The 23468-nt window shown below is 63.1% G+C and carries 23 protein-coding genes and 3 tRNA genes; 15 read left to right on the forward strand and 11 right to left on the reverse strand.

What is annotated here, in order from left to right; genetic code table 11:
• Window positions 1-38: 38 nt before the first annotated feature.
• A tRNA-Arg gene (locus HMPREF2690_RS01575) sits at window positions 39-111 on the reverse strand.
• 2 nt (window positions 112-113) lie between these two features.
• A tRNA-Ser gene (locus HMPREF2690_RS01580) sits at window positions 114-204 on the reverse strand.
• Window positions 205-278: 74 nt separating this feature from the next.
• On the opposite strand from HMPREF2690_RS01580, the gene HMPREF2690_RS01585 reads away from it, so the two are divergent.
• Window positions 279-665, forward strand: coding sequence for a hypothetical protein (locus HMPREF2690_RS01585; RefSeq protein ID WP_070819991.1), 387 nt, complete (start codon window positions 279-281; stop codon window positions 663-665).
• An 8-nt stretch (window positions 666-673) separates the two neighbouring features.
• On the opposite strand, the gene HMPREF2690_RS01590 is transcribed toward HMPREF2690_RS01585, so the two are convergent.
• Window positions 674-761: transfer RNA gene (locus HMPREF2690_RS01590), tRNA-Ser, on the reverse strand.
• A gap of 73 nt (window positions 762-834) precedes the next feature.
• On the opposite strand from HMPREF2690_RS01590, the gene HMPREF2690_RS01595 reads away from it, so the two are divergent.
• Window positions 835-1791 (forward strand): NAD(P)H-quinone oxidoreductase, encoded by a 957-nt coding sequence (locus HMPREF2690_RS01595; RefSeq protein ID WP_070819992.1) that lies wholly within the window; start codon window positions 835-837, stop codon window positions 1789-1791.
• Window positions 1792-1807: 16 nt separating this feature from the next.
• Here the strand turns inward: HMPREF2690_RS01595 and HMPREF2690_RS01600 are convergent, their stop codons facing one another.
• Window positions 1808-3019, reverse strand: coding sequence for an aminotransferase class V-fold PLP-dependent enzyme (locus HMPREF2690_RS01600; RefSeq protein ID WP_070819993.1), 1212 nt, complete (start codon window positions 3017-3019; stop codon window positions 1808-1810).
• A gap of 144 nt (window positions 3020-3163) precedes the next feature.
• On the opposite strand from HMPREF2690_RS01600, the gene HMPREF2690_RS01605 reads away from it, so the two are divergent.
• Both HMPREF2690_RS01605 and HMPREF2690_RS01610 read left to right on the forward strand, forming a co-directional pair.
• Complete coding sequence (locus tag HMPREF2690_RS01605; protein ID WP_070819994.1) at window positions 3164-4012, forward strand: galactan export ABC transporter permease subunit Wzm/RfbD; 849 nt, start codon at window positions 3164-3166, stop codon at window positions 4010-4012.
• A 9-nt stretch (window positions 4013-4021) separates the two neighbouring features.
• On the forward strand, window positions 4022-4807 hold the full coding sequence (locus tag HMPREF2690_RS01610) for a galactan export ABC transporter ATP-binding subunit Wzt/RfbE (RefSeq protein WP_070422008.1): 786 nt from the start codon (window positions 4022-4024) through the stop codon (window positions 4805-4807).
• Window positions 4808-4953: 146 nt separating this feature from the next.
• Here the strand turns inward: HMPREF2690_RS01610 and HMPREF2690_RS01615 are convergent, their stop codons facing one another.
• A complete protein-coding gene (locus tag HMPREF2690_RS01615) occupies window positions 4954-5916 on the reverse strand; it encodes a DUF559 domain-containing protein (protein WP_070819995.1) in 963 nt (320 codons plus the stop codon).
• Window positions 5917-5989: 73 nt separating this feature from the next.
• On the opposite strand from HMPREF2690_RS01615, the gene HMPREF2690_RS01620 reads away from it, so the two are divergent.
• Window positions 5990-6892, forward strand: coding sequence for a galactofuranosyltransferase GlfT1 (locus HMPREF2690_RS01620; RefSeq protein ID WP_070819996.1), 903 nt, complete (start codon window positions 5990-5992; stop codon window positions 6890-6892).
• Here HMPREF2690_RS01620 and HMPREF2690_RS01625 read toward each other — a convergent pair.
• Window positions 6855-7298 (reverse strand): GtrA family protein, encoded by a 444-nt coding sequence (locus tag HMPREF2690_RS01625; RefSeq protein WP_070819997.1) that lies wholly within the window; start codon window positions 7296-7298, stop codon window positions 6855-6857. The genes HMPREF2690_RS01620 and HMPREF2690_RS01625 overlap by 38 nt on opposite strands.
• A gap of 29 nt (window positions 7299-7327) precedes the next feature.
• Between HMPREF2690_RS01625 and HMPREF2690_RS01630 the strand changes: the two genes are divergently transcribed.
• From HMPREF2690_RS01630 to HMPREF2690_RS01640, 3 genes are read left to right on the forward strand one after another with little or no spacing between them, the layout of a single operon-like run.
• Complete coding sequence (locus HMPREF2690_RS01630; RefSeq protein WP_070613890.1) at window positions 7328-7555, forward strand: hypothetical protein; 228 nt, start codon at window positions 7328-7330, stop codon at window positions 7553-7555.
• 21 nt (window positions 7556-7576) lie between these two features.
• A complete protein-coding gene (locus HMPREF2690_RS01635; RefSeq protein WP_070819998.1) occupies window positions 7577-8974 on the forward strand; it encodes a decaprenylphosphoryl-beta-D-ribose oxidase in 1398 nt (465 codons plus the stop codon).
• A gap of 9 nt (window positions 8975-8983) precedes the next feature.
• Window positions 8984-9748: a decaprenylphospho-beta-D-erythro-pentofuranosid-2-ulose 2-reductase gene (locus HMPREF2690_RS01640; RefSeq protein ID WP_070819999.1), complete on the forward strand. Its 765-nt coding sequence runs from the start codon at window positions 8984-8986 to the stop codon at window positions 9746-9748.
• Window positions 9749-9863: 115 nt separating this feature from the next.
• Here the strand turns inward: HMPREF2690_RS01640 and HMPREF2690_RS01645 are convergent, their stop codons facing one another.
• Complete coding sequence (locus HMPREF2690_RS01645; RefSeq protein ID WP_070820000.1) at window positions 9864-11255, reverse strand: FtsX-like permease family protein; 1392 nt, start codon at window positions 11253-11255, stop codon at window positions 9864-9866.
• Window positions 11252-11917: an ABC transporter ATP-binding protein gene (locus tag HMPREF2690_RS01650; RefSeq protein ID WP_070422000.1), complete on the reverse strand. Its 666-nt coding sequence runs from the start codon at window positions 11915-11917 to the stop codon at window positions 11252-11254. Before HMPREF2690_RS01650 ends, HMPREF2690_RS01645 begins: the two co-directional genes overlap by 4 nt.
• A 92-nt stretch (window positions 11918-12009) precedes the next feature.
• Between HMPREF2690_RS01650 and HMPREF2690_RS01655 the strand changes: the two genes are divergently transcribed.
• The 7 genes from HMPREF2690_RS01655 to HMPREF2690_RS01685 are packed head-to-tail and all read left to right on the forward strand — an operon-like array spanning window position 12010 to window position 21824.
• Window positions 12010-12684, forward strand: a complete 675-nt coding sequence (locus HMPREF2690_RS01655) for a sensor histidine kinase (RefSeq protein WP_070451922.1) — start codon at window positions 12010-12012, stop codon at window positions 12682-12684.
• Entirely contained in the window at window positions 12681-13325 is a 645-nt protein-coding gene (locus HMPREF2690_RS01660) for a response regulator transcription factor (protein WP_070820001.1), read from the forward strand. Before HMPREF2690_RS01655 ends, HMPREF2690_RS01660 begins: the two co-directional genes overlap by 4 nt.
• A gap of 30 nt (window positions 13326-13355) precedes the next feature.
• Window positions 13356-15221 (forward strand): galactan 5-O-arabinofuranosyltransferase, encoded by a 1866-nt coding sequence (locus HMPREF2690_RS01665; protein ID WP_070820002.1) that lies wholly within the window; start codon window positions 13356-13358, stop codon window positions 15219-15221.
• Window positions 15222-15231: 10 nt separating this feature from the next.
• Window positions 15232-18447: an arabinosyltransferase domain-containing protein gene (locus HMPREF2690_RS01670; RefSeq protein WP_246819492.1), complete on the forward strand. Its 3216-nt coding sequence runs from the start codon at window positions 15232-15234 to the stop codon at window positions 18445-18447.
• A 12-nt stretch (window positions 18448-18459) separates the two neighbouring features.
• Window positions 18460-19314 carry a cutinase family protein gene (locus tag HMPREF2690_RS01675; RefSeq protein WP_070820004.1) on the forward strand — a complete coding sequence of 285 codons (855 nt, stop codon included), beginning with the start codon at window positions 18460-18462 and terminating at the stop codon, window positions 19312-19314.
• A 9-nt stretch (window positions 19315-19323) separates the two neighbouring features.
• A complete protein-coding gene (locus tag HMPREF2690_RS01680; RefSeq protein WP_070820005.1) occupies window positions 19324-21174 on the forward strand; it encodes a M13 family metallopeptidase in 1851 nt (616 codons plus the stop codon).
• Window positions 21168-21824, forward strand: coding sequence for a hypothetical protein (locus HMPREF2690_RS01685; protein ID WP_070820006.1), 657 nt, complete (start codon window positions 21168-21170; stop codon window positions 21822-21824). Before HMPREF2690_RS01680 ends, HMPREF2690_RS01685 begins: the two co-directional genes overlap by 7 nt.
• On the opposite strand, the gene HMPREF2690_RS01690 is transcribed toward HMPREF2690_RS01685, so the two are convergent.
• From HMPREF2690_RS01690 to HMPREF2690_RS01700, 3 genes are read right to left on the reverse strand one after another with little or no spacing between them, the layout of a single operon-like run.
• Complete coding sequence (locus tag HMPREF2690_RS01690) at window positions 21760-22494, reverse strand: hypothetical protein (protein WP_070820007.1); 735 nt, start codon at window positions 22492-22494, stop codon at window positions 21760-21762. The two genes, HMPREF2690_RS01685 and HMPREF2690_RS01690, sit on opposite strands and share 65 nt — an antisense overlap.
• Entirely contained in the window at window positions 22491-23180 is a 690-nt protein-coding gene (locus tag HMPREF2690_RS01695) for a VOC family protein (protein WP_070820008.1), read from the reverse strand. The genes HMPREF2690_RS01690 and HMPREF2690_RS01695 overlap by 4 nt, the downstream gene beginning before the upstream one ends.
• Window positions 23180-23461, reverse strand: coding sequence for an RNA-binding S4 domain-containing protein (locus HMPREF2690_RS01700; protein ID WP_371326004.1), 282 nt, complete (start codon window positions 23459-23461; stop codon window positions 23180-23182). Before HMPREF2690_RS01700 ends, HMPREF2690_RS01695 begins: the two co-directional genes overlap by 1 nt.
• Between the last annotated feature and the right edge of the window lie 7 nt (window positions 23462-23468).

The following is a 23468-nucleotide window of genomic DNA, read 5'->3' on the forward strand; positions in this document are numbered from 1 at the left end:
GACTCATCCGTCAAGCATGACGCGACTCATGACACTTGTGCGCCCGGAGGGATTCGAACCCCCAACCTTCTGATCCGTAGTCAGATGCTCTATCCGTTGAGCTACGGGCGCAGTGGCGGAGATGACAGGATTTGAACCTGCGGCCCCCGTCAAGGGGGCAACTCCTTAGCAGGGAGCCCCATTCGGCCACTCTGGCACATCTCCAGCGCTGCGTACACATTACCTGTATCCGGGCGAGCAGCCAAATATCACCGAAATCCGTCCGTATACTCGGCCGCATGAAAATCCACACGTGGCTCAATTCCGGACTGGCAGCACGCGACAATTCCGGCGACACCGCGGACTACCTCCTCTGGTTCCCCGCAGCGCTGGACACCCTCGGCACCGGTCCGCTCACCGGCTCGCTGCACTTCACGCCGAAAACATCGGTGCTGCGCGACGCGCCCGAAGGCACTGTGCTGCTCGGCATCCCAGCGGGCGATCTTCAGGGCATTCTGCCTATCGACGACACCACCACCCCCGTACACCTCACCAACCCCCTCCCCCTCGAGCAGATCCAGGTCGTCGCCGGCCAGAACCGCCCGGACACCAAGCGCGCCATCGAAATCCTGCGTGACGTTCCCGGCGAACGCCAGTTCCACACCATGCCGGAACTCTTCCCATAAGAAGTAATTGGCGGAGACGAGGGGATTTGAACCCCTGGAGGGATAAACCTCGCCGGTTTTCAAGACCGGTGCATTCGGCCGCTCTGCCACGTCTCCTCGTCGCAAAGCAAGTGCGACGCACATACTCTACAACACGTCGCGCGTCGCTCAATCTCGGTAGCCTAGCCGCATGAAAGCGATCACACTTATCGACGACACCAACCCCCGCTCCCTCGAACTCACCGAAGTGGACACCCCGCAACTGCAGGACGGGGAGGTGCTGGTCAGGGTCACGGCGGCGGGCGTGAACCGTGGCGACATCGTGCAGGCCGAAGGCAAGTATCCACCACCGAAGGGCGAGTCGGAGATTATTGGCCTGGAGTGCGCCGGCGTGATCGAGGACCCGGGCACCACCGGCCGCGAAAAGGGCGAAGAGGTCGGCTGCCTGCTGGCGGGCGGCGGGTACGCCGAATACGTCGCGGTGCCGGAGGGCCAGCTCACGCCGAAGCCCGCGAACCTCACGTTGGAGGAAACCGCCGGTGTGGTGGAGGCGGCCTGCACGGTGTGGTCGAACCTGGGCATGCTCGCCGGCATCCAAAAGGGCGACAACGTGCTCATCCACGGCGGCGCGGGCGGCATCGGCTCGTTTGCCATCCAACTGTGCAAGGCGCTGGGCTGCACCGTCGCCGTCACCGCGGGCAGCCAGGAGAAGCTCGACTACTGCAAGGGCCTCGGCGCGGACGTCCTTATTAACTACAAGGAGCAGGACTTCGCCGAGGAACTCAAGGCCTGGGCGGACGTGATCCTCGACGTGGTTGGTGGACCGTACCTGGAGCAGAACATCAAAACGCTGAACACCGACGGCCGCCTGGTGGTCATCGCGGTGCAGGGCGGGCCGAAGGGCACGCTGTCGCTTGGCCGGATGATGCCGCGGCGCCTGTCGGTCCACGCCACCACCCTGCGCGCCCGGCCGCGTCCGATGAAGGCGGAGATTGTCGCCTCGACGGTGAAGAACGTCTGGCCGCTCATCGAATCGGGCCAGATCAAACCCAACATCACCTCCACGTTCCCGCTTGCCGACGCCGCCAAGGCCCACGACCACATGGATTCCGGCGACAACACCGGAAAAATCCTTTTGATCGTGTAGCGGAGCGTCAGCGAGGCTACGCCAGTGAGGCGACTGTGCGCACCAACTGCTCGATGTCGTTCTGGGTATTAAAGGGCGACATGGCGATGGTGACGGCGCCGCCCATGTCGGCGACGCCCATGTCGTCGAGAAGCTGCGTCTGCGTCGTCTGAGCAGCGACAATACCGTGCGTGACCAGGCGATCCAGCACGGTCTCCGACGGCACGCCCCGCACACCGAACGCCAGGCGCGGGATGCGCTCCACACGCGCGTCCTCCGCCGCCTCGCCCGTCACACCAACAATGTGCACCGCAGGCAGCGTGCCCAAAAACGTATGCAGATCATCGCGCAGCCCGTTCAGGTACGCGGTGGTCTCCCCCATCGAATACTTCAAGCGATTGCGTCTCGACGACCGCCCCGCCGCCCCCTCAACCAACGACGCATAATGCTCCACCGTGGCCGGCACACCACCAGCAAGACCAGGCGACACCTCCAACTCGAGAGCCTCACGGTCCAAACGCTTAAACATCGCCGCGTCACGGAAAATCAGGGCCGCGATCTCCGGGCCGCCGAACTGGGCCATGTCCACCGCAGCAATATCGGCACCCCACGCATCCAAATCCAACGGACGGTACGGGGCGTACGCCGACGCATCCACAAGCACCCACGCCCGGGACTTCTCACGCACCGCCTCCACAATGTCCGCAACACCCACAACGTTGCCCAACTCCGGATGCGCCGCCGGCACCGACACCAAACGCGTCGACCCGTCCGCAATGTCGCGGTACTGCCACGCCGGCAAATCGCCGGTGGCCAGATCGGCCTGCGCCCAGGTCGTCGATACGCCAGCGCGCTGCAAACGCCCCGACAACACCGGACGATCCACCGGATTCAGCACCATCGACGAGTTATGCCGCAACATCGGACGCATCGCCGACACCAACGCCGAATACAACGCCGGAACACTCGGCCCCAACACCACCTGCTCCGGCATCACCCCAGCCAGATCCGCAATAGCGACCCGCGCCGCCTTCGGATACTCCGCCCCCTCCGGCAAACCAACATCCGACCGGGAATGCGACCCCAACACCGGCTCCGGCGGCGGCACCGACGCAGCATTACGGAAACTGCGCGCAACCGCCCCCGCAACCTTCTCCGGCACCTGCGGCGACACATGCGCATTCAGATACGTCCAACCGCCACCCAACGACCCGTAAAGCCCACGGACCCCCCACACGTCATAAGCCACGGCCGACCTCCTTCACGCAAGAACGCCCTTAATTATGCACGTGCGTCCGACACAGCGCACACCACCAGCTCGGGGGCATGAAACTTGTGCACTAGGGTGAACTGCGTGCATAACGTAGAACAACTGCGCGATGACGTCGCCCGGATGACCAGCGCGCCTGGCGAAAACACCCCGCCATCAACATCCAAAACGTTCCGGCGGGCATTCGACGACCTCATCCGCGGCTGGGGCCAACACGAACTCTGGCTCCAACTCGGCTGGCAAGACATCAAACAACGCTACCGGCGCTCCACGCTCGGCCCCCTCTGGATCACCATCGCCACCGGTGTGATGTCGCTCGCCCTTGGCCTGCTGTACTCGATGCTGTTCCAAATCGACGTCGCCGAATTCCTCCCGCACGTCACCGTCGGCTTCATCGTCTGGGGCTTCATCTCCGGCTGCATCAAAGACGGCGCGAACGTCTTCATCGAAAACGAAGGCCTGATCAAACAGCTCCCCTCCGCCCTGTCGGTCCACATCTACCGGCTCGTGTGGCGCCAAACGCTGTTCCTCGCCCACAACATGGTCATTTGGGTGATCCTGGCGCTGATCTTCCGCATCCCCATCACCCTGAACACACTCCTGTTCATCCCGGGTATGGCCCTGCTGCTGGTCAACGGTGTGTGGGTCGCCATGTTCTTTGGCATGGTGGCCACCCGCTTCCGCGACGTCGCCCCGCTGCTCGAAGCCCTCGTCCAACTCCTCTTCTACGTCACCCCGATCGTATGGACGACGAGGACGCTGAAGGACCAGGGTGGTGTCGTCGAGAAGCGTGCAATGCTCGCCGAAATCAACCCCCTGTTCCACTACCTCGAAATCGTCAGAGCACCGCTTATCGACGACCCCGTCGCCGCCTACCACTGGCTCATCGTCATCGCCTGCACCATCGTCGGCGTACTCATCACCCTGCTGGCCATGAAACAGTGGCGCTTCCGCGTGCCGTACTGGGTCTAGGAGTTACACATGGTTTCCATCGACACCTACAACGCCTGCGTCGACTTCCCCATCTTCGACGCCAAATCCCGCTCCCTGAAAAAGGCCATGATGTCCTCGGCCGGCGGCAAAATCGGCCAGAACGCCTCCAACACCGTCGTCGTCGAAGCACTCCGCGACATCAACCTGCATTTAAGGGAGGGCGACCGCGTCGGCCTCGTCGGCCACAACGGCGCAGGTAAAACCACCCTGCTGCGACTGCTGTCCGGCATCTACGAACCCACCCGCGGCGTCGCCGACGTCCGCGGCCGCGTCGCCCCCGTCTTCGACCTCGGCGTCGGCATGGACCCCGAAATCTCCGGCTACGAAAACATCATCATCCGCGGCCTGTTCCTTGGCCAGACCCGCAAACAGATGAAAGCCAAAATGGACGACATCGCCGAATTCTCCGAACTCGGCGACTACCTCTCCATGCCCCTGCGCACCTACTCCACCGGCATGCGCGTCAGGTTGGCCCTGGGCGTGGTCACCTCCATCGAACCCGAGATCCTGCTACTCGACGAAGGCATCGGCGCCGTCGACGCCGCCTTCATGTCCAAAGCCCGCGTCCGTTTGGCCGAAATGGTCGAGCGCTCCGGCATCCTCGTGTTCGCCTCCCACTCCAACGACTTCCTGGCGCAGCTCTGCAACACCGCGTTGTGGGTGGACAAGGGCGAAATTAGGGAAGCCGGCCTGGTTGCCGACGTCGTCCGCGCCTACGAAGGCCCCGAAGCCGGCGACCACGTCGCAGAACTGGTGCAGCGCTTCCACGGGTAGGTGTTGGTTGGGCCCTCCAGCCTCCCGCTCGGCCGGTCGGCTGACAAAGTCCGGCGGAATCTGTCAGTCAGCCGCATACTTGCAGGTCAGAAATCGCCCCTGACAGATTTTGTAAAATTTGTCAGGGACGTCCGTCTCCAGATCCCTCAACGCCCGGCGAGCACCTCAGTGATCAACGCCGTCAGTAGGTCAACGAATTTGTGCACGTTGGCGGAGGTGAACCGGAGCACCCTCCAACCGGCGATGGTGAGCCCCGAGTTGATGTCAGCATCTTTGTGCCATTGAGTGGCGGAATTGTGGTGGGCCCCGTCGTACATAATGCCGATCTTCAGCTCTGGAATGGCCAGGTCAAACCTCGTGAGGATCTTCTTACCCCTGTAGACAGCCACCTGTTCTTCTAGCTCGAGCCCCAGCTTGGAACACACCATTTGGGCAAGTAGGCGGATTTCGGTTTCCTTCGGAGAATCCGCCAGACTGCTTGATTCCGCTAGGGCCCGCGCAACCCACCTTTGGTCGATGATTCCAGGGCTGGCTTGGAGGATCGATAGTGGTTCAACACCGAGGTAACGCTGCACGCAGTCGAGGAGCGTGATTGCTTCAACTATGTCGAGGCTGTGCCCGGCTAACGTCCTCGGCTGCTGCGCCTTAGCCATTTTGCGAATCTCTTTCAGCGCCTGGACTGTGGCAGCCGCGGGGCTGGCAACGCGTAGCGGATAGCTGCCGTTTTTGACGTCCCACACTTCAGTTTTTCTACATCCGCGTCGGACGATTGAGGGGCGGTGGATGTTGCCTTGTCGGTTGCGTTCGGCGGAAGGGTTCATTAGCACGGTGTCTTTCCCTTCGACCAGGTAGGGCAGCCCATATAGGGCCAACGCGCTGTATCCAACCACCACCGAGCTTGGGTTCTCGATTCCATGGGCAGCCGCGCGGTAAGCAATGGGTGTTTGATAAATGATGCCTTTAGGGTGGCGGCGGGCGTCGGATTGAGCGGTGTCGAATGGGCGTTGGAGGCCGGCTTGGATGTGGAAGTGTTGGCTGATGCGGACGGTTTTCAGCCCTTGTGGGAGGTGTGCCACGTAGAAGAGGCCGTGGGTTGGTCCGACACTCATGCCGTTTCGTAGGTTCGTCATGGTTATTAGACGCAAGAGCGACGGTTTGGGATCCCTCGGGCACAATAAATGTATGACTGCCTTGAATCGCAACGGTACGACTGCTGCCGTGATTGTGACCCATAAGCGCGTTGACCTGCTGCGACATTCGTTGGAGCAGGTGGTGTCGCAGACGCATCCGGTGGATTGGGTCATTGTGGTGGATAACGGTGATGAGGATGCGGTGCGTGTGCTTGTCGACGAGCTCGCCAACGACAAGGGCGTCTACCTACCAAGCAAGACCAATCTGGGCGGGGCGGGTGGCTTCGCGTATGGGTTCTTGCACGCGCTGGCGCTGGGGGCGGATGCGATTTGGTGCGCGGATGATGACGGTCGCCCGCGGGATCACACGGTGCTGGAGGTGTTGTACCGAACCGCAGAACAGCACCAGTTGTCGGAGGTGTCGCCGGTGGTAGCGAACATCAACGACCCGGAGAAGCTGGCCTTTCCGCTGAGGCAGGGCACGACGTGGCACCGGCGTGTTGATGAGCTGCAGGGCGATTTTTTGCCGCAGTACGCCAGTTTGTTTAATGGCGCGTTGATTTCGGCGAAGGCGATGGAGCGCATCGGTGTGCCGGATTACCGTTTGTTTATCAGGGGCGATGAGGTGGAGTACCACCGTCGTTTGGCGCAGTCGGGCCTGAAGTATGGCACGGCGTTGACGGCGTTTTATCTGCACCCGGATGGGTCGGATGAGTTCCATCCGATCATGGGCGGGCGGGCGCACGCGCAGTTCCCGGACAATGAGACGAAGCGGTATTTCACGTACCGCAACCGTGGCTACATCATCAATCAGCGCGGCATGAAGAAGATGCAGTTGCAGGAGGTTGTCCGGTTCGGGTGGTTCTTCCTGGTAGAGAAGAAGGACCCGAGGGGCTTCGTCGATTGGCTGAAGTTGCTTAGGCGGGGGGCGCGAGAGGACTTTCGCCGCCCTTAGCGCCTTTAAAGATCCAGTAGCGCTGGAGGAGGAAGTTGGTAGTCGTCGCTACGCCTTGTGCGATGACGAAGGACACGGCGTTCTTCCACGAATCTTGCAGGCCTATCGACGACAACGGCTCGTCCGTCACCCTCCACAGCAGCATCTGCACCGCAAAGGTGGTGGCGTAGAGGATGAATACGGCGCTGGCTTTTTTGGCGTCGATTTTGGCGTTGAAGGCGAACTTGGAGTTCAGCACGTAGGCGGAGATGGTGCCGAAGACCCAGCCCACGGCCTTGGCAAGGTCGCGCTGGACGTCGAGGGCTTGGTCGAGGGTGTTGGTGATGCCGAAGTCGATGACAGCGCAGCCGATACCGATGACCAAAAACGGGATGAGCTGCTGTTTTAGGGAAGCGTTCGAGGACACGGGCGTTTACCCTACTAGGCTCGTGTGCCATGAGGAAGCATTACAAAGGTGATGACCCGGACGCGATCCACGAGGCAGCACAGCGTGTGGAGGTCCCCCTGTCCGACTTCATGGTGCGCCTGATGGCCGAGGAGCTGCCGTTTGTGGACTCCAAAGGCCGCACACGTATCTATGAGATTCTTCGCGAACACGACGGGCCTGTGATTTCGAGCCAAGAAGAACTGCCCGCGGAGATTCGTAGCATTATGGATCTCTAGTCCGGCGGTAGGGTTGTGGGCATGGAACTGACAACCCAATCCCTCTACGGATGGGGCCGTACTGCCCCTTCCACCGCCCAGGTCCTGTCCACCCCTGACGTGGACACGATTGCGGAGGCAGTCAAGCGGGTCGCGGATGAGAACGCGGACCTGCCCGAGCACAAGCGCCGCGGCATCATCGCCCGCGGCCTGGGCCGCTCCTATGGTGACCCCGCCCAGAATGGTGGCGGTTTGGTCGTCGATATGACTCCGCTGAACCGGATCCACTCCATCGACCCGGACTCCGGCATTGTCGACGTCGACGCAGGCGTGAGCCTTGACCAACTCATGAAGGCCGCGTTGCCGTATGGCCTGTGGGTTCCGGTGCTGCCGGGTACCCGCCAGGTCACCATCGGTGGTGCGATCGGCCCGGATATTCACGGTAAGAACCACCACTCCGCGGGTTCCTTCGGCAACCACGTGCTGTCCATGGAACTGCTGGTGGCGGACGGTCGCGTGCTGCACCTGGAGCCGACCGGCGAGACCGCCGAGCTGTTCTGGGCCACCGTCGGCGGTATGGGCCTGACCGGCATCATCCTGCGTGCGCGGATCCAGATGACCAAGACGGAGACCGCCTACTTCATCGCGGACACCGAGCGCACCGACACGCTGGACGAGACGATCGCGCTGCACTCCGACGGCTCTGAGGTGAACTACACCTACTCGTCGGCCTGGTTCGATGCGATTTCCGCTCCGCCGAAGACGGGCCGCTCCACCATCTCCCGCGGCTCGTTGGCAACCCTGGATCAGTTGAAGGAGTTCGCTCCGAAGTTGGCGAAGGACCCGTTGAAGTTCAACGCCCCGCAGTTGATGACGGTGCCGGACATTTTCCCGTCCTGGACCATGAACAAGCTCTCCCTGATGGCGATCGGCGAGGCGTACTACATGATGGGCTCCCCCGCCCGGAACCAGGTGCTGAACCTGACGCAGTTCTACCAGCCGCTGGATCTCATCGGGAAGTGGAACCGTGGCTACGGCAAGGCTGGCTTCCTGCAGTACCAGTTCGTCGTCCCCACCGACGCTGTGGAGCCGTTCAAGGACATCATTTACGACATCCAGTCCTCCGGCCACTACACCGCCCTGAACGTGTTCAAGCTGTTTGGCGAGGGCAACCAGGCGCCGCTGTCCTACCCGATGAAGGGTTGGAATGTGTGCGTGGACTTCCCAATTAGGGATGGCCTCAACGAGTTCCTCGACCGCCTGGATGACCAGGTCATGCAGTTCGGTGGACGTCTCTACCTGGCCAAGGAATCGCGCACGAGCGCAGAGAAGTTCCACAAGATGTATCCGGAACTGCCAGGCTGGTTGAAGACCCGCCGCGACATCGACCCGACCGGCGTGTTCGCATCCGACATGTCCCGCCGTCTTGAGCTCAACTAAGGAGTACCCATGCTGAACGCAGTAGGCCAAGCCCAACACATCCTCCTCCTCGGCGGCACGAGTGAGATCGGGCTCGCGATTGTCAGCGAGCTCGTCTCCCGCGGCGGCAGCCCCACCGTCACCCTGTGTGCGCGCAAGGACTCCCCGCGTATCGACGACGCCATCGCCGAAGTCCAGCGCGCCGGCGCCGGCCATGTACGCCTGGTCGATTTCGACGCCCTGGATTTCGCCTCCCACCCTGCGGTGATCGAGGCAGCCTTTGAGGACGGCGAGGTCGACGTCGCCGTCGTCGCCTTCGGCACCCTGGGTGACCAGGAGCAGCTCTGGCAGGACCAGGCTGCTGCCGTCGCCTCGGCGCAGACCAACTTCACTGCCCCGATGTCGGTCGGTGTGCTGCTGGGCCAGGAGATGAAGCGTCAGGGCCGCGGCAACATCATCGCCCTGTCGTCCGTGGCGGGCCAGCGCGTGCGCCGTTCCAACTTTGTCTACGGTGCTGCGAAGGCCGGCATCGACGGCTTCTACCTGCAGCTCGGCGAGGCTCTGAAGGACAGCGGCGTGAAGGTCACCGTGGTACGCCCGGGCCAGGTGCGCACCAAGATGACCGATGGTCTCGACGAGGCCCCGCTGACCGTAAACAAGGAGGACGTCGCCGAGGCTGCCGTGGAGGCTGCCCTGGCCGGCAAGCCATCGGTGTTCGTGCACAAGCTCTTTGGCCCGATCTCCCTGGTGCTGAAGGCGATCCCGGCGCCGATCATGAGCAAGCTCAACTTCTAGCGCCAAAATAGTTCCCAGCCGGGGAACTTTCTTCAACAACGACCTGCAAAAGATTCACTCCCTGCAGGTCGTTTTCGTCTTGGTGGAAGATAGTTCACACCCCGGGAACTATTTTCTAGTCCTTCGCACGGCCCATGCCGAGCAGCACTTGCTCGCGAAGCCGACCGGTCCCCACCACCGCCAGGACACAGCCAACCAGCGCGACCGCAACAAGCGCGCCGAACAGGGCCACCTTGTCCAGCACGTTGACGTGAACCATAACCATGATGGTGCCCATCAGGCTGCCCATGCCGAATCCCAGCAGGGCCACCACGAGCATGGGAATCCCAACTTCGCGCACGGCCACCTTGGTGTGAAAGGCGGCGGGCGCTCCGATGAAGTAGAGCGATTTGGTCAGTTGCTTCTGCTCCACCACGGACAGTGCCTGGGTGAGCAGGGTGGATGACACCAACAAGACTGCCGCGAAGACGACGGTGATGGCCACGCCGGAGGGAATATCACCCGTAATCATCTTCAGGGCGGGCTCATCTTCGACCTCCGGTACTGCGGAGATCCAGGCGCCGACGCCGCCGATGAACGCCACGAAGTACAGGGCGGTGACGCGCTTCCAGGTGGTTTTCGCTCCCCTGCCGACCCGGCGCGTGGCCACGTAGTTCGCGGGCCCGGGGACTCGGTAGCTCAGGCGTGCGAGGAGTTGGATCACGCCGACGGCGATCAGTGCATTGACAGTGAGAATGCCGCCTGCCACGACCAACAAGGCGCCGAATTCCAACGCGTCTGCCTGCGGAGCGATGGTGAGCGAGCTTAGGTAGCGGTACAGCACCACCGCACCAACCACTGACAACACCAGCGTGATCATGTTTTGTCCCTTCGGCGGGATTTTCTTGGTGACGCCGAGTGGGGTGACGGCGACTCGTCGCAAAGCAAGCCACACGGAGCAGGCGGCCAGCACGAGCACGACGATCCAAGCGATGGGGATGACCCACCAGGTGAGCATCTCCCAGGCGCCGACGCGCTTTTCCTGGAACGTCAGCAGCGACCACGCGGGACACGTGACCACGTAGAGCACCGACCCGAGCACCAACCCAACCAGGGCCTGGCGCAGCGACTCCAGGATCATCATTCCGCGCACCTCGCCGGCGGTCGCGCCGATGAGGCGAAGCACCGCCAGGTGCTCCTCGCGCCCGCCGAGGTTCGCCCGCGCGGCTTGGGTGAGCAGCCCCAACAGGCTTGGCACGAGGAGCACACACGCGAATAGCGCGAGGAAGATATACGCGATGGAAATCGGCCCGCCCATCGACTCCTCGATTTCCACCAGCGCCTCGTGCGGGTGCAGGTCACGCGCGAGGAACATCCAGGTGCCGCCCATGAGCGTGCACAGCATCCACGTGGCTACGGTCACCGCGACCAGCGACAGTGCACGCACCCAACGCTCGCCGATCTGCCGTTGCGAACGCCCTTCGCTTGTCTGCGACACCGCCGAGCGCATCAACGTCACCGCACTCATCGCGCCACCTCCGAGTGGATCAGGCCGTCGCGGATTTCGACGCGGCGGCTGCACCAGTCGGCGATCTTCGGGTCGTGCGTAACCAGCACCAGGGTCACACCAAACTTCTGCGCGATTGCCACGATCTGCTGCATGACCTCGTGCCCGGTGGCCTGGTCCAATGCCGCCGTCGGTTCGTCGGCAAACACCACCGATGGCGGCCCGGCCAAGGCGCGGGCGATGGCCACGCGCTGCACCTGGCCGCCGGAGAGTTGCCCCGGGTACCGATCCACAAAGGCACCCAAACCCAACCGGGTGAGCATGTCCACGGCCTCCTTGTGTGCCTCCGCACGCGGCACCCCGCGCATGATCTGTGGCAGGGCGACGTTTTCGGTGGCGGTCAGTTCCGGCAGCAGCTGGCCGTCTTGGAAGATGAAGCCAAAGTTTTCCAGGCGCAGGCGCGAGCGTTCCGCGTCGTTCATAGCCGACACGTCCTGGCCGTTGAAGCGCACCTGGCCGTCGTCGGGCACGAGCACGCCGGACATGCAGTGCAGCAGGGTCGATTTGCCGGAGCCAGAGGGACCCATGATCGCGACGGATTCGCCGCCTCCAACCGTCAGGCTGATGCCTTCGAGGACCCGTTGTTGGGTGAAGGACTTCGTGATGTCGTTGAGTTCAAGCATGGTTTCTATTCCACAGGTGGTCGTCGATAAGCACTATGGCCCTGGGTCCCGAATATGGGTAGTGCTAGCTCTACCTGGCTACGCTCGGGGCCATGCGGCGACATAAACACGAGGAGCGCGCGGCCGCCAAAATCCACCAGCTGACGGTTTCGCGGCGCAGGATCGCGGAGGCGTACGAGGTGGAGCGGCTGCGCATCGAGCGAGACCTGCACGACGGCGCGCAGCAATACTTTGTGGCCGCCGCGATGAAACTGGGCGAGGCAAGGTTGGACATTGCATCGCAGCTTCTCGACGACGCCGCCCGCGACCTCCACAACGGCCTCGACGCACTCAGAAGAACCGTACGTGGCATCCACCCGCGGGAGCTGTCGGACCACGGGCTGGTCGCCGCGATCGAGACTGCCGCCGCACAGCACGGCCCGCATGTCACGGTCCGTGCCCCGCACGAGCTGCCGCGTATCGACGCCTCCGTCACCGCCGCCGCCTACTTCTTCACCACCGAAGCCTTAACCAACGCCGCGAAGCACGCACCACATGCACCGGTGAGCGTGCTCGTGACCTGCGACCACACCCTGAACGTTTCCGTCACGGATCAGGGCGGCGGCAACGCACGCATCACACCCGGCGGTGGGTTGGATGGCATGCGCGAACGCATCGCGGCGTTCGGCGGTGAGATGGAGCTGCACTCGCCGGATGGTGGGCCAACCACCGTCACCGCACGTATTCCGTTGCTGTTGTTCCGAGGAGAAAGTGGGATTGCGCCATGAGGATCGTCATCGCGGACGACTCCGCGCTGCTGCGGGAGGGTGTTGCAGGGTTGCTCACCCGGCGCGGCCACGAGGTTGTGGCGCAGGTGGAGAGTGCGGATGGGTTGCTGGGGGTCGTCGATACGCATGGGCCCGACCTAGTGATCACGGACGTGCGGATGCCGCCGAACATGCGTGACGACGGCCTCCGAGCCGCCCTGGAACTACGCAAACGCGGCCCGGTGAATGTGCTGGTGCTGTCGCAATACGTCGCGCCTGCATACGCGCGGGAACTGTTCTCCGGTGGCGACGGCGGCACCGGCTACCTGCTCAAAGACCGCGTCGCTGAGGTGAAGGACTTCATCCAGGCCTGCGAAACCGTGGCAGGCGGCGGCGTGGTCATCGACCCAGACGTGGCGGGCGCACTCATGGCGGCGAGCTCACGCTGGTTAACCACGCTCACCCCTCGCGAGGTGGAGGTGCTCGAACTTATGGCAGAAGGCCTGTCCAACAGTGAGATCGCGGGCAAGCTCTACCTCTCCGGCGCGGCGGTGGCGAAGCACGTGTCCAGCATTTTCTCCAAACTGGGGCTCACCCCAGACGAGGACAACCGTCGCGTCCGCGCCATCCTCATGTACCTGGCGGAACGTGGCGTGGGGTGAGTGTCGGCAGCGTATGCGACACTATTACGCATGACTACCGCTTATCATCCCGACGAGCTGTCACCGGGGCAGGCAGCCGTCCGTACCGTCGCGGCGGGGCTCGCGGGCGGCATCCTCGCGCTTGCTGCGTGGTTTGTGCTGCACCAGATCTCGCTGCCGGCGTTCAATACCTCCATGGTGACCAGGTCGTTGGCCACCGGTGTGTCGTTCGTCCTGTTGGGCATTGCTGCTGTGCTGGCGGTGCTGTGGACGCGCGGGAAGCAGCACTGGATTATTTCTGCGGTGATGGCGTTGGTGCCGGCGGGGTTGGTCGTCGCAACGCTTGGCATTCCGCTGTCTGCCACCAAGCTGTATCTCGACGGCATCCAGGTTGACCAGGGGTTTAGGACGCAGTTCCTGTCCCGCATGACTGAAAACCTGGGCCACGCGGACATGGCGTACAAGGACCTGCCCACCTTCTATCCCATGGGTTGGTTCTGGGTCGGCGGGCGTGTGGCCAACGTGCTGGGCATGGACGGTTGGGAGGTGTACCAGCCGTACGCGATTGCCACCCTGGCGGCGGGTGCGGCGATGCTGACGCCGATCTGGCGCAGGCTCGTCGGTTCCCTGCCGGTTGCCGCTGCGATCGCTGTGGTGACCACCGCGATTGTGCTGACGGAAGTCCCGGAGGAGCCTTACGCGGCAATCGTGGCGATGTTCCTTCCGGCCGCGGCAGTGTGGGCCCACAGGGCGCTGAGTGGTTCGTGGGCAGCCACCGCCGCGTTGACGATCTACCTGGGCATTTCCGCGTCGTTCTACACGCTGTTCACCGCTATTGGTGCGCTGACGGTTGTGGTGATCGCGGTGGTGATGTTCTTCACCGGCGAGCGCACCTTGACCCCGCTGAAGCACCTGTTCATCGTCGGGTTCGCCTCCATGGCCATCGCTGCGATCTCGTGGGGTCCGTACATCTGGCGTGTAGTCACCGGTGACGAGGCGCTGAAATCCACCGCGAACCACTTCCTGCCCATCGAGGGCACCTACTTCGCCCTCCCGTTCCTGTCGTTGTCTCTGGTAGGCCTGCTGTGCCTGTTCGGCCTCATTGGACTTATCGTGCGGTTCCGCGACCCGGAGATCGCCTCCCTGGGCGCGGCGATTGGCGTGAGCTACGTGTGGGCGCTCGCCTCCATGGCGATCACCCTCCTGGGCACTTCCCTGCTGGGCTTCCGCCTCGAGGTGCTGGTTGTGTTGCTGTTTGCCACCCTCGGCGTGATTGCGGTGGCGAACTTCCGCCTGACCTGGCTGGAGCAGCAGGTGAAGAATAAGACCGCCCTGAACGTGGTGGCGATCGTTTTGGTGGCTGTGGCGTCGCTGCAGATGGTGCAGCACATTGCGGTGAAGAACGAGGCGTACATCGACCAGGCCTACGCCGATACCGACGGCTACGGCGAGCGCGCGGACCGCTTCCCGCCGGATGCGGGCCAGTACTACAACGAGATCGCCGACTACATCGAAGAGCACGGCCACATGAAGAACGACGCGGTGATCTACACCGACGAGATCAACTTCATGGCCTTCCAGCCATTCTTCGGCTTCAACGCGTTTACCAGCCACTACGCTAACCCGCTCGGCGAGTTCGAGCAGCGCAACGGTGAGCTGGAGGCGTGGTCGCAGATTTCTTACGACGACCCGAAGAAATTCACGGAGGCTATCGACAACAGTCAGTGGGAGCCGCCGACTGCCTTCATTTTCCGCGGCAGTGAGGATTCTGACTTTAAGACCCACATCGCCCACGACATTTACCCAAGCCAGCCGAACGTGCGCTACCAAGGGTTGTTCTTCAACCCGGAGGCGTTTGACAAGGCGAATTGGGACGTGAAGTTCATCGGACCGTTTGCTGTCGCGGTGAGGAAGTAAGGTGACCGGAGTGAAAACTGGATCTACTCGTCTTATTGCGACCGTTTCTGGTCTCATCGCGTTTGTGCTTCTGCTGCTCACCCCGTTTTTGCCGGTGAAGCAGACGGAGGCGAGCGTGTCGTGGCCGCAGAACGACACGGTTGGTTCGATCAACGCACCGCTGATTTCGTTGGCGCCGCAGGACCTTGAGGTGACGGTGCCGGCCAACAGCGTCGGTGAGCTGCGCAACGACCAAACTCTGATTTTTGGCACGTTGCCGGAGTCGTCGAATAAGGCGACGGACCGTGGCCTGTTCATCACCGCTCCCGACGGCGGTTTGGTGGTGACTTCCCTCAACGACGTACTTTTCGAGCTCACCCCAGACGAAGTCCGCAACCTCCCCGACGATGCGAAGCTGCTCGTCAGCGTGACGCACGAGGAGACCACGGTTGAGATCCCGGGCACGTCCCACTCGGAGACCAGCGAGGATGATTACCGCCCGCAGGTCACAGGCATGTACACGGAGCTTGAGAATAAGCACACGCTTATCGACGACGGCCTGTCCGCCCATATGAACATCAACTCCCGCTTCACGTCCTCCCCGACGCTGATCAAGAGCATTGCGATGTGGGGCGGCCTGCTGAGCGCCCTGGTCAGTTTGTGGGCGTTGCGGAAGTTGGATGGTCCGGCGCGTTATCGTCGTCGCCAAGCAAGGGGTGTGATGCCTCTCGACGGCGTCGTAGCCGGTGTCCTTGGCTTTTGGCACATCTTCGGCGCGAACACCTCCGATGATGGCTTCCTGCTGACCATGGCGCGCGTGGCCGCGAACACGGACTACATGGCCAACTACTACCGCTGGTACGGCGTGCCTGAGGCCCCGTTCGGCTCCCCGTTCTACGACGTGTTGTCGCTGCTGTCGGAGGTGACCACCGCGTCGATGTGGATGCGCCTTCCGGCCCTGTTTGCAGCGCTTGGCACGTGGTGGTTGCTCTCACGGGAGATCCTGCCGAAGTTGGGCCCGGAGATCGCCGAGCGCAGGGTCGCCCACTGGACGGCGGCGTTTGTGTTCCTGGCGTTCTGGTTGCCGTACAACAACGGCACCCGCCCGGAGCCGATCATCGCCGTTGGCCTGATGGCTACCTGGGCGCTGTTCGAGCGCGCGATTGCCACGAACCGTCTCACCCCGGCAGCCTGGGGCACCGTGACCGCCGCGTTTACCCTGGCGTGCGGCCCGACCGGCCTCGCAGCGGTTGGCGTGTTCCTGATTTCGCTGCCTGCGGTGCTGCGCATGATCGGTTCGCGCCCGCAGCCCCGAATTTCTTACGTCGCGCCGTTTATGGGCGCGGGCCTGGCGGTGATGGTGCCGGTGTTCCACGACCAAACTCTGGCCACCGTGCTCGAGGCGACGAAGGTGCGCTCCGAGGTCGGCCCTGCCCTGAGCTGGTTTGAGGAGTGGACCCGCTACGCAACGCTTCTCGAGCAGACCGTCGACGGCTCCATGTCGCGCCGCTTCCCCATGTTCGTGCTGCTGCTGTGCACCGGCCTGATCCTGTGGGCGCTGGCGAAGGGCGACAAGACCACCGGCACGACCAAGCGCATGATGCTGATCCTTGGCATGGCGACGTTCTTCCTGCTGTTCACCCCGACGAAGTGGACGCACCACTTCGGCATCTACGCGGGTCTCGGCGGTGCGATCGCGGCTGTGGGTGCGGTGGTGCTCTCCCGGATTGCGATGAAGTCGGACCGCAACCGCACGTTCGCTATGGCTGCGGTGCTGTTCCTCATGGCGTTTACCCTGGCGGGTTGGAACGCGTGGTGGTATGTGTCCTCGTTCGCGGTGCCGTGGTGGGACCGCACTGTGCAGTTCAAGGCCATCGAGGCCAACACCGTGGTGCTGGCGATTGCCCTGGTGGTGTTCGCAATTGGTGTGGTGCAGTCGATGCGCGGCCCGCGCGCGATCAGCACCCGTTGGTCGGGCGTGATGGCTGCGCCGATCGCCGTGTTTGCGATCCTCATGGTGACGTTCTCGTGCCTGACGTTTGTGAAGTCGTTCGTCTCCCAAGCCCCGGCGTATTCGGTGGGTATGGGCAACGTGAAGTCGTTCAAGGGCGACGTGTGTGCCCTCGGCGGCGACGTGCTTCTGGAGGACGACACGAACGAGTCCTTCCTCACCCCCGTCGGCGGCGTTCCACTGGGCAAGTCCCTGGATGCGGGCAAGAACATCGGCTTCACTCCGGACGGCGTGCCGGCGTTCATCGCTTCGGAGACGGCCGATACTTCGGACCGCACGCTTAGCGACACACAGTCTGACGACGACACCGCCGACGTCGATCCCGCTTCCGACGAAGCCCAGTCCACCTCCCGCGTGAACACCCAGGGCAACCGTCCGAATTCGATGCGCGGCGTGAACGGCTCGACCGTGCGCCTGCCGTTCGGCCTGGACTACAACCGCATTCCGGTTGCCGGCACCTTCGATGACGAGCCGAAGCAGTCCGCGTCGCTGGAGACCACGTGGTACGAGTTGCCGCAGCTTAGCGACGACCGCCCCCTCCTGGTCACCTCCGTCGCCGGCCGCATCGCCCACCACGACATCAATGGCGTGGAGCAGGAAGGCACCGAGCTGAAGCTGGAGTACGGCACCAACAAGGACGGTGTGGTGCGCAAGCTCGGCGAGGTAGAGATGCTGGACCAGGGCCCAACCCCGCTGTGGCGTAACCTGCGCTTCCCGCTGGCGGACCTGCCGGAGGAGGCGAACGTGGTGCGTCTCGTCGGCGAGGACACCTCCCTTGCGGAGAAGGACTGGCTGGCGGTCACCCCGCTGCGCAATCCGAAGCTGATCCCGCTGTCTGAGCGTTTCGATTCCGACACCCCGGGCCTGCTCGACTGGACCGTCGCGTTCCAATACCCCTGCCAGCGCCCGTTCTTCCACGCCAACGGTGTCACCGAGATTCCGGAGTTCCGCGTCATGCCGGACGGCCCGGGCAAGCAGCAGCTCTCTGGCTTCATGGACTTCCTCGGCGGCGGCGCGCTCGCCCCTGCGGAGGCCGTGAACACCTCGTATGAGATCCCGGGCTACCTCAAGGACGATTGGCAGCGCGACTGGGGTTCGGTGGCGCAGTACGAGCCGCGCCGCAACTCCGTCGGCGACGTTCCCGAGTTGGCACACGTGGACACCGAGGTGACCACACGTTCCGGCCTGTACACCCCCGGGCCGATGAAGGTGCGCAATCCCGACGAGCAGGGATAAGATGCACTTGTCATGAAACTCAGAAAAGTTCTCGCAGCCTGCGCCGCTGCCCTTAGCGTCATCGCCACCGCAACCACCACTGCGGAAGCACAGCCCTTCAAGCAGAAGGGTTGCGCCCCGCATTACCTTGTGGCGGTGCCGGGCGGAGCGAACACGGCTGAGGGGATCCCGGACTACGTGCCGCACGGTGGCAACGTGTTCATGACGGGCATCCTGACCAAGCTCGGCACCGCCGGCGAGATCGATCCAGTCTGGGTTTCGTACCGCTCCACCCCGTTCGCGGCTACCCCGTACAAGCAGGCGTCCGCCACTGGCTACAACAAGGCGCGTGCAACTGTCACCCGCCTAGCCAATGCGTGCCCGGACGCCCGCTTCTCCTTCACCGGTTACTCCCTCGGCGCCGACATCGCCGCCCGCCTGACCAGTGATATTGCGCACGGTCGCGGCCCGATCGCGCCGGAGAAGGTCTCGGGTGTGGCACTGTTTGCCAACCCGTACCAGGGCGACAACGGTGCGGTGCTGTCCCACGGCACCTCCCCCCACGCACGCGGGTCCCTCGGCCCGCTCCCGGAGGGCTACGGCGAGCTCGGCCCCCGCGTGCTAGAGATCTGCAACGCCGGTGACCTGGTGTGCAACATGAACGAGGCGCACCGTGGTCTTGTCTCCCCGGCGATGCGTACCAACGTGGCTGCGGGGCAGATCCCGTTCGGGGAGTTCAACAACCTGTTCCGTTCCCTCGGGTTGGGCGCGTTTGCTGTCTTCCACGACATTGGTTTGCACGGCAGCTACACCCTCGGCCAGCAGCGGGAGGCATCCAACTGGATTATCGAGCAATCTTTGGCCCCGATCCAGGTGCCAATTCCGTAGCATGGTGGCATGCATGACCTCTTTGAAGTAGTAAACGGCGAGTGGGTCGCCAACCACGAAATCCCCGCTGACCGCGGCATTGACGGCGCGTTTTACGCCCTGCGCGATAAGGCGGAGGAAGATGTCCACGCCATTCTTGCGGACGGCAACGCCCTCTACACCTCCTTTATGGACGTGGATGCGGTCAACGCTGCAGGCATCGACGCCCTCAACGCCGACTTGGAGTTGATTGAGGTGGCGAGCGTTGAGGAGTTCGTCGAAAAGTTAGGGCTCTTGGAGCGCACAGGCATTGGCGCACCGCTGACCTACTGGGTGGAGAAGGATTCCCAGGGCGAGGATTCCGTCCCGTACCTCGTGCAATCGGGGCTTGGGCTTCCCGACGAGGCCTACTACCACGAGAAACAACACGCACAGACGCTCGCGGACTATGAGAAGCACGTCGCGCGCATGCTCGAGTTCCTCGCCCCAAAGTACCTGCTGGGCCTGAGCCCGGAGATCGCCGCACAGCGCATTATCAACGTGGAGAAGGCGCTGGCAGACTCCCACTGGGATGTGGTGAAGTCGCGCGACGCGATCGCCACCTACAACCCGACCGAACTTTCCGAGGTACCGCCGCTGGTGCAGAAGATGCTTCGCGCCTCCGGCCTCCCCGACGGCCGCGTCATCGACATGATGCCCTCCTACACCGCGGATCTGGATGCAATGCTGCGCCGCGAAACGCTCGCCGACTGGCAGCTGTGGGCTGCGTGGAACATCCTGCGTTCCCGCGCCGGCGTGCTCAGCGAGGAGATCGGAAAGGCAAACTTCGAGTTCTACGGCAAGAAGCTTTCCGGCGCGACCCAGCAGCGCGACCGTTGGAAGCGCGGCGTGGCCCTCGCAGAATCCCTCATCGGCGAGGACATCGGACGCGAATACGTCAAGCGCCACTTCCCGCCGCAGTCCAAGGAGCAGATGCTGGAATTGGTGCAGTACCTTATCGACGCCTACCGCACCCGCATCGCCGACCTCCCCTGGATGAGCGAAGAAACCAAGGAGAAGGCCGCGGAGAAGCTTTCCCAGTTCAACTCCAAGATCGGCTACCCCGACAAGTGGCGCAGCTACGAAGGCCTGGAGTTCACGGACAACCTCGTCGAGAACGTGCGCCGCGGTGCCGCGTTTGAGCACGACTACCAGCTGGGCAAGATCGGCAAGCCATCCGACCGCGACGAGTGGGTGTCCAGCCCGCAGACCGTCAACGCGTTCTACAACCCGGTAGTCAACGACATCACCTTCCCGGCCGCGATCCTGCAGCCCCCGTTCTTCGACCCGGACGCAAACGCCGCCCAGAACTTCGGCGCGATTGGTGCAGTGATTGGCCACGAGATTGGCCACGGTTTCGACGACCAGGGCTCGCGTTACGACGGCCTGGGCAACCTCAACTCCTGGTGGACCGAACAGGACCGCGCCAACTTCGAGGAACTCACCTCCAAACTGGTCGAGCAGTTCAACGGGCTCGTCCCATCCGTCCTGGAGGGCACCGACACCTCTGGCGTGAAGGGTGAGTTCACGCTTGGCGAAAACATTGGTGACCTCGGCGGACTCGGCATTGCGGTCGTGGCGTACAAGAAGTACCTCGCCGACAAGGGCCTCGAGGAAACCCGCGAGGGCTTCCAGAACCTGTTCTACGCGTGGGCTCGCGTGTGGCGTTCCAAGGCCCGTCCGGAGATGGCGGCACAGCTGCTGGCCATTGACCCGCACGCCCCGAACGAGTTCCGCTGCAACGTCATCGCTGCGAATATCGACGAGTTCTACGACGCCTTCGACGTAGAGAAGGGCTCCAAGATGTGGATCGAGCCCGAGGACAGGGTGACGATTTGGTAGAGGAATACCCGCTCAACGAACAGGGTGACCCGAACTTCAACGTCGGTGGCGTCAAGCGCGACCTGCCGCCGGAACTGCAGTTGGAGCAGCTCACCTCCTACATCGAGGCGACCTACGAGGACGGCCCGAACTACCTGGCACTCCTTCCGGACCGGATCACGCACGCCGCCATGCTCATGCTTGGCAGTGCGGTGGATCATGCGATGCCGGCGACGAAGTGGTCGGGTGAGGTGGTCGTCGAGAAGCATGAGCTCGGTGTTGTGTTCAAGCCGAGCAACCCGACCGGCGCGTGGGCCGTCTCCGTGTGGGACGGGCCCGACAATGCCAAAGAGATGCTGTGGCGCCCCGACGTGGCCGCCGCCGCTGAACTCTCCGGCACGACGATCCTCGACGTCGACCGCGCAGAAGACGCCCAACGCGCCGTCGACCAACTGCCCGGCCCCGTCACCGCCTGGGTGCTTGGGGATACCCCAGCCCCCACCGCCGACGACTACGTCTTCACCTTCCCCACCACCAACCGAGAGGGATTCGTGCAGGTCCCGGCAGGTTCAGGGCTCGAAGGCACCGAGTACTACGCCAAGGGGTTCATTTCCACACCGGCAGAAATCCGCCGTCGAGTGCAGGATGTCGCGGAGCATCTCCGTCGTTGACCTGGTTGATACCCACGTTGGTATCCACCGTGTTTTCATAGGCGGTGCCGTACGTCAGTGCGGCCACCGCCCACGTTTCCTTGCCGATCTCACCCCAGGACACCGAGCCCGTCGCACTCTCCCGGTCGTCTGACCAACCCATCTTCGAGCCCTTCACACGCTTCAACCGGGCCGTGCCAAACCCCTGGATGAAACCGTCCGACGCCACCGCGGTCTGCTTCTCCATGCCCGCGAACAGCGGTTTCGCCGCCGGGTCCCACACAATCGACGCGATGAACGTGGCCAGATCCCGCGCCGAAGTTTGCGACTTCCCCCACGACACACCGCGTGCCGTCTGCTTCAGGTCAAAGTCCTTGGCAATCTCATCAATCGCCTCCGGATACTTCGCATCCAACGTGCTGGCAATCCCGTCATCAGAGGAGGCAATCATCTCCTCCACCTGCTTCTTCTCAGCCTTCGTGCCGTTGTACAGCACGTAGTAGCCCAGATAGAGCTTCGCCAACGACAACGCCGGCCGGGCCTCCTCCGCCTTCGGCGAAATGGACACACGTCCGTCCGGATGCACCACAGCAAGACCCGTCCGGTCCCTGTTGTACGACGGGTCCACGTGGTACGCACTCAGCGGAAAACTCAACGACGCCACCAGCAGCGCCGCCCCTACACGTTTCACAGCACAGAGTCCGCTTCGCTGATCTCCTCGAACGTCGGCACGTCAACCTCGACGATGAAGCACTGCGCACCGTTCGGGTCCGCAATGCCCGCCATCGGCCCAAACGCGCCCTCGCCAGGTCCGACGAGCACAGTGCCTCCGTGCTCCTCAACCGCCTTGCAAGCTGCCTCGAGGTCTTCCACGCCGAAGTAGCTCACCCACGACGCCGCCTCCCCGACATACATGCCCAAGAACGGAGCGCCGTCCTCGAGCGCCAGGAAGTAGCCGTCTTCCTCGCGGATCTCCCAGTCGAACAGGTCGCCATAGAAATCGATGGTGGCCTGGTCCGTGGTCACCAACTCGTACCACACCGGCACCCCCGGCTCACCGGCCGCGACGAAGCGTTCCTCCGGATCCATCAGGCCAAACAGACCGCCGGATGGGTCTTCACACAGTGTTAGCTCCCCGTCCGTGCTCAAAATCCGGCCGCCGAGCTTCTCCACCTCGCCGCCGCCCATAAACGACGTCACCCAACCGTCCGCCTTACCAGACACCAGGCCCGCCACCGGCAGCCCATCCTTGCGGGCAGTGCCGTCGACAATCTCCCAGCCGAATACGTTGCTGTAGAAGTGCGTGGACTTCAGCACGTTCGTGGTCATCAGGTCCTGCCAAAACGGCATGCCATCCTTGCCCTCGAATGCAGGCATTACATGTTCCTCCACTTTTCCGGATCGAAATCATCGTTGGCGGTGCGCTCGTCGAAGTAATCGTCGCCGTCCGAGTCCGTCATCACAGTGGCGGAGGCGTCGCCGATCGAGACGGTGTCTTCGTCGTGAAGCAAATGCCCCCGCGAGGTGACCACGTCGCCGTTAACCAGCACCTCGCCTCCCGCAATCGCTTCCTTCGCGTGACCACCGGATTCCACCAGGTTGGCCAGTTTCAAGAACTGTCCGAGCTTGATTGATTCGCCCGAAATCGACACGTCCATATGCATG

Source organism: Corynebacterium sp. HMSC034E11 (assembly GCF_001835905.1).
GTDB classification, from domain to species: Bacteria; Actinomycetota; Actinomycetes; order Mycobacteriales; family Mycobacteriaceae; genus Corynebacterium; species Corynebacterium coyleae.

What these genes read in the sequence shown, in the direction of transcription:
- HMPREF2690_RS01640 (WP_070819999.1), top strand. Translation starts at nt 8,984, where the DNA reads ATGCTGAACGCAGTAGGCCAAGCCCAACACATCCTCCTCCTCGGCGGC.
- HMPREF2690_RS01645 (WP_070820000.1), bottom strand. Translation starts at nt 11,255, where the DNA reads ATGAGTGCGGTGACGTTGATGCGCTCGGCGGTGTCGCAGACAAGCGAA.
- HMPREF2690_RS01680 (WP_070820005.1), top strand. Translation starts at nt 19,324, where the DNA reads ATGCATGACCTCTTTGAAGTAGTAAACGGCGAGTGGGTCGCCAACCAC.
- HMPREF2690_RS01605 (WP_070819994.1), top strand. Translation starts at nt 3,164, where the DNA reads ATGACCAGCGCGCCTGGCGAAAACACCCCGCCATCAACATCCAAAACG.
- HMPREF2690_RS01665 (WP_070820002.1), top strand. Translation starts at nt 13,356, where the DNA reads ATGACTACCGCTTATCATCCCGACGAGCTGTCACCGGGGCAGGCAGCC.
- HMPREF2690_RS01595 (WP_070819992.1), top strand. Translation starts at nt 835, where the DNA reads ATGAAAGCGATCACACTTATCGACGACACCAACCCCCGCTCCCTCGAA.
- HMPREF2690_RS01655 (WP_070451922.1), top strand. Translation starts at nt 12,010, where the DNA reads ATGCGGCGACATAAACACGAGGAGCGCGCGGCCGCCAAAATCCACCAG.
- HMPREF2690_RS01630 (WP_070613890.1), top strand. Translation starts at nt 7,328, where the DNA reads ATGAGGAAGCATTACAAAGGTGATGACCCGGACGCGATCCACGAGGCA.
- HMPREF2690_RS01675 (WP_070820004.1), top strand. Translation starts at nt 18,460, where the DNA reads ATGAAACTCAGAAAAGTTCTCGCAGCCTGCGCCGCTGCCCTTAGCGTC.
- HMPREF2690_RS01615 (WP_070819995.1), bottom strand. Translation starts at nt 5,916, where the DNA reads ATGAGTGTCGGACCAACCCACGGCCTCTTCTACGTGGCACACCTCCCA.
- HMPREF2690_RS01650 (WP_070422000.1), bottom strand. Translation starts at nt 11,917, where the DNA reads ATGCTTGAACTCAACGACATCACGAAGTCCTTCACCCAACAACGGGTC.
- HMPREF2690_RS01610 (WP_070422008.1), top strand. Translation starts at nt 4,022, where the DNA reads ATGGTTTCCATCGACACCTACAACGCCTGCGTCGACTTCCCCATCTTC.
- HMPREF2690_RS01695 (WP_070820008.1), bottom strand. Translation starts at nt 23,180, where the DNA reads ATGCCTGCATTCGAGGGCAAGGATGGCATGCCGTTTTGGCAGGACCTG.
- HMPREF2690_RS01660 (WP_070820001.1), top strand. Translation starts at nt 12,681, where the DNA reads ATGAGGATCGTCATCGCGGACGACTCCGCGCTGCTGCGGGAGGGTGTT.
- HMPREF2690_RS01620 (WP_070819996.1), top strand. Translation starts at nt 5,990, where the DNA reads ATGACTGCCTTGAATCGCAACGGTACGACTGCTGCCGTGATTGTGACC.
- HMPREF2690_RS01585 (WP_070819991.1), top strand. Translation starts at nt 279, where the DNA reads ATGAAAATCCACACGTGGCTCAATTCCGGACTGGCAGCACGCGACAAT.
- HMPREF2690_RS01700 (WP_371326004.1), bottom strand. Translation starts at nt 23,461, where the DNA reads ATGGACGTGTCGATTTCGGGCGAATCAATCAAGCTCGGACAGTTCTTG.
- HMPREF2690_RS01635 (WP_070819998.1), top strand. Translation starts at nt 7,577, where the DNA reads ATGGAACTGACAACCCAATCCCTCTACGGATGGGGCCGTACTGCCCCT.